General features: G+C 72.9%; 5 protein-coding genes. 2 read left to right on the forward strand and 3 right to left on the reverse strand.

From position 1 onward, the window contains the following. Both PV363_RS16385 and PV363_RS16390 read left to right on the forward strand, forming a co-directional pair. Nucleotides 1-142: SDR family oxidoreductase (locus PV363_RS16385; RefSeq protein ID WP_301022898.1), on the forward strand; the 142-nt coding region annotated here is incomplete at its 5' end. A gap of 38 nt (nucleotides 143-180) precedes the next feature. Continuing rightward, on the forward strand, nucleotides 181-918 hold the full coding sequence (locus PV363_RS16390; RefSeq protein ID WP_220345467.1) for an FCD domain-containing protein: 738 nt from the start codon (nucleotides 181-183) through the stop codon (nucleotides 916-918). On the opposite strand, the gene PV363_RS16395 is transcribed toward PV363_RS16390, so the two are convergent. The 3 genes from PV363_RS16395 to PV363_RS16405 all read right to left on the reverse strand — a co-directional run. Beyond that, a complete protein-coding gene (locus PV363_RS16395) occupies nucleotides 915-1,523 on the reverse strand; it encodes an antibiotic biosynthesis monooxygenase (protein ID WP_301022895.1) in 609 nt (202 codons plus the stop codon). The two genes, PV363_RS16390 and PV363_RS16395, sit on opposite strands and share 4 nt — an antisense overlap. Continuing rightward, nucleotides 1,520-2,398: an ECF transporter S component gene (locus PV363_RS16400; RefSeq protein WP_301022896.1), complete on the reverse strand. Its 879-nt coding sequence runs from the start codon at nucleotides 2,396-2,398 to the stop codon at nucleotides 1,520-1,522. Before PV363_RS16400 ends, PV363_RS16395 begins: the two co-directional genes overlap by 4 nt. Beyond that, nucleotides 2,395-3,946 (reverse strand): ATP-binding cassette domain-containing protein (locus PV363_RS16405; protein WP_301022897.1); only part of this gene is annotated, 1,552 nt, incomplete at its 5' end. The genes PV363_RS16400 and PV363_RS16405, both read right to left, overlap by 4 nt.

Raw genomic sequence — 3,946 nt, forward strand, 5'->3', positions numbered from 1 at the left:
CGTGCCCGCAGGCAGGTTCGCCGAGCCGGCGGAGATCGCGGCGGCGGTGGCGTTCCTGGCCAGCGACGACGCGTCCTTCGTCACCGCGACCACGTTCATGGTCGACGGCGGCATCAGCTCGGCCTACGTCACGCCCCTCTGACAGCGCCCTCGTGAGCGAGCCGGGATAAGGTCGCGACGATGAGCACCGCACCGTCCGACGGGGCCGAGGACGGCGGCGTGGAGGACGCGCTGCTGCGCCCCGTGCGCACCGGCAACGCGTTCGAGGACACCGTCTCGCGCCTCCTCCAGACGGTGCGTCTCGGCGTCGTCGCGCCGGGTGACTCGCTGCCGGCGGAGCGCGACCTCGCGCTGCGGCTCGGCGTCAGCCGCGACACGGTCCGCGAGGCGATCCGGTCGTTGACCGACGCCGGCTACCTCGTACGGCGCCGCGGCCGCTACGGCGGCACGTTCGTCGTCGACGAGCTGCCGCGCGGCACCGGTCGCGAGTCGCCGGCCATCTCCGCGGGCGAGCTCGACGACGTCCTCCGGCTGCGCGAGATCCTCGAGGTCGGTGCCGTACGGATGGCTGCCGGCCGGACCCTCACCTCGACCGAGCGCGAGGCGTTGTGGTCACGTCTGCAGGACGTGCGCGGCTCGTCGCCCGCGGACTACCGGCGCCTCGACTCGCGGCTGCACCTCACCCTCGCGGAGCTCGCCGGCTCGCCGTCCCTGCTCCCGCTGGTGGCCGACGCCCGGACGCGCGTCAACGTCCTGCTCGACGACATCCCGCTGCTCCCCCGCAACATCGCCCACTCCGACGAACAGCACGAGACCATCGTGATCGCCGTCCTGGCGGGGGACGCGGACCGCGCGGCGGCCGCGATGGACGAGCACCTGGCCGGGTCCGCGGCGTTGTTGCGCGGGTTCTTGAGCTAACCCTCGAGCGGGCCGCGGGAGCGTGGCGACCGTCCGTGCAGCCACCACTCGAACGTCGACGTGACGGCGGGCAGCACCGCGTAGGTCATGATCGGCGTCGCGACGAGGGTCGTCAGCAGAGTGTGGCCGACGATGTGAAGGTCTGGCCACAGCGCGTGCAGCACCGTGCCCAGCAGCAGCGACAGCGGGAAGAAACCGACCCAGATCAGCGTCGCCTGCTTCCATCGGGGCGGTGGTGCCGGCAGCGGCCTGAGGTCCTCGACGTCGTAGTCCTGAGGCGGGTCGAACCAGCCCTCGATGCCCGTGCGGCGCTCCGCGTGCTGGTCCTCGACGATGTCCTTTCCGGCGTCGAGCCACCAGCGGCGCTGCGGAGACGCCTCCCAGTGCGCGAGGCTGTCGGCGTCGGCGAACCGATAGAGCATGTGCCACTCGTCGGACACCACGCTGGGCCGCATCCACCCCGTGCCGAGGAAGCCCTCGAACCGCTCGGCGAGCGCCGAGCCGGCATGCACCCACGCGACGACCTGGTCGACCGTCGACGGGTCGATCCGGCGGGTGATCGCCACGGTCACCGGCGCGCCGGACACGGTCGTCTCTGCTGTCACTTCCCCGAGCGTACGGGCGAAAAAGGCGCCTCCGGCCCACTCGTGACCGGTCTCACCGCGGGGTCGTCCGCGCTCCGGGCACCGAACGTCGGCGTACGGCCGAACGACGCACGCCGCGCCGCCCGTCTCAGGGTGAGCAGCACGGCCGGGCCGATCACCACGATCGCGACGGCGTTCGTGATCGCACGGCCGGTGTCCCACGAGCCGCTCGACGTGAGCAGGGTGAACCAGAAGAAGCGCCCGAGGTTCTCGGCCAGCGACGCGCCGGGGACGAACGCGAGGCCCTGCTCCCCGCTCGTGTCGACCCCGGCGAGGAACGGCCAGAACCACAGGTTGAGCAGCGCCCCGTAGAAGTACGCGGAGAACACGCCGTACGCGGCGAGCATCGCGATCTCCCAGCGCCCGGTGATCCTCCTCGGCAGCAGGCCGGCGCCCATCCCGAGCCACGCCGCGCACATCATCTGGAACGGCAGCCACGGCCCGACGCCCGCGGTCAGCAGGGCCGAGGCGAACAACGACGTGCACCCGAGCAGGAAGCCGAAACCTGGCCCGAAGACCCGTCCGGCGAGGACCAGCAGGAAGAAGACCAGGTCGAGCCCGGCCGTCCCTGCACTCAGCGCTCGCATCCCGCACTGCATCGCCGAGAGGACGCCGAGCATCGCCAGCGCCTTGGCGTCCATCCCACCTTCGGACAGCTCGGCGAGCACGATGAGGAGGAGCAGGGGCAGGAGCAGGACGAAGTACATCGGGCTCTGGGCGTCCTGCTGACCCGACCCCGGCTCGAACAGCAGCGGCCAGCCGAACATCGCGAGGCCGGCGACGGAGACGAGGACGAGCACCGCGGTGGAGCGCGGCCGGAGCGCGACGGCGGTCACGACCGGTCCTCCAGCGCCTCGCGCACGTCGCGGAGCGTGAGCCACGGCTGCCCGAGGACCTTCGCGACCTGCGGCGCGAAGGCGGGCGACGTCGCGAGCACCTGCCGTACGTCCCCTGAGGCGATCAGCTCGCCCTGAGCCATCACCGCCGCCCGGTCGGCGACCTCCGCGACGAACTCGACGTCGTGGGTCGCCACCAGCACCGCACCTCCCTCGCGAGCGAGACCGCGCAGGACCTCGGCGAGGGCCGCCTTCGCCGTGTAGTCCAGGCCACGCGTCGGCTCGTCGAGGAGGACCACCTGCGGCGCCGCGGTGAGCTGCACGGCGAGGACGAGCGCGAGCTTCTGGCCCTCGGAGAGGTCGCGCGGGTTCGTGGCCGGGTCGATCGGCCCGGCCAGGCGCGTGAGCAACGCGGCACAGGTGCCTTCGGCGGTGTCCGCCTCGGCGTCGGATGCTGCACACTCGGCGGCGACCGACTCGAGGTAGAGGAGGTCGCTCGCGGTCTGCGGGACGAGGCCGACCCGACGGCGCGCGTCCTTGCGGGAGAGTGTCGCCGGGTCGTCGCCGAGGACGCGGACGTCTCCCCCGTGCCGCTCGCCCGATCCCTGGAGCGCCCAGAGGAGCGTCGACTTGCCCGATCCGTTGCGGCCCATCAGCGCCGTGACCGACCCGGCGGGGAGGTCGAGGTCGACCTTCCGTACGGCGTGCAGCGGGCCGTACCGCACCGCGACCCCGCGAGCAGTCAGCAGCCCTCCGTCCCATCCGCGTTGACGGGACGACGTGGGCGGGGGCGCGTCGGAGAGAGCCTTGCGCAGCGTCGTCGAGGCACGGCGCGCCTCGCGGACGGTCAACGGCAGCGGCTCCCACCCCGCGAACCGGCCGAGGTCCACCAACGGGGGGACGACAGGGCTCGTGGCCAGCACGGACGCCGGGGCCCCCGCGACGACGGAGCCGTCCGTCCCGACGTACGCCACGACGTCGGCGAACGGGACCACCCGCTCGAGCCGGTGCTCGGCGAGGACGACCGTGGTCCCCAGGTCGTGCACCAGCCGGGCCAGCGTCGCGAGCACGTCCTCCGCCGACGTCGGGTCGAGCGCGGACGTCGGCTCGTCGAGCACCAGCACGGGCGGGTGCATCGTGAGGACCGACCCGATCGCGACCCGCTGCTGCTGCCCGCCGGAGAGCGACCGGAGGGAACGCCCCCGCAGGTCGGCGATGCCGAGCAGGTCCAGCGTCTCCTCGACACGCCGCCGCATCGCCTGCGGGTCGACCCCGAGCTGCTCCATCCCGTACGCAAGCTCCTCCTCCACCGTGTCGGTGACGAAGCCGGCGAGCGGGTCCTGTCCGACCCAGCCCACGGTGGCAGCGAGCTCGCGCGGCTGATGGTCCTGCGTCCGGAGCCCGCCGACCGTGACCGTGCCCTCGAGGTGACCACCGGTGAAGTACGGCACGAGCCCGTTGAGCAGCCCGAGGAGGCTCGACTTGCCGGCGCCTGTCGGCCCCGTGACGACGACCAGCTCACCCTCCTCGACGTGCAGGTCGACATCG

The sequence above is a fragment of the Mumia sp. genome, from assembly GCF_028803055.1.
Classification (GTDB): domain Bacteria; phylum Actinomycetota; class Actinomycetes; order Propionibacteriales; family Nocardioidaceae; genus Mumia.

Bases quoted from the DNA above. Each gene is read 5' to 3' on its own strand.
- PV363_RS16390 (WP_220345467.1), top strand. From the start codon at position 181: ATGAGCACCGCACCGTCCGACGGGGCCGAGGACGGCGGCGTGGAGGAC.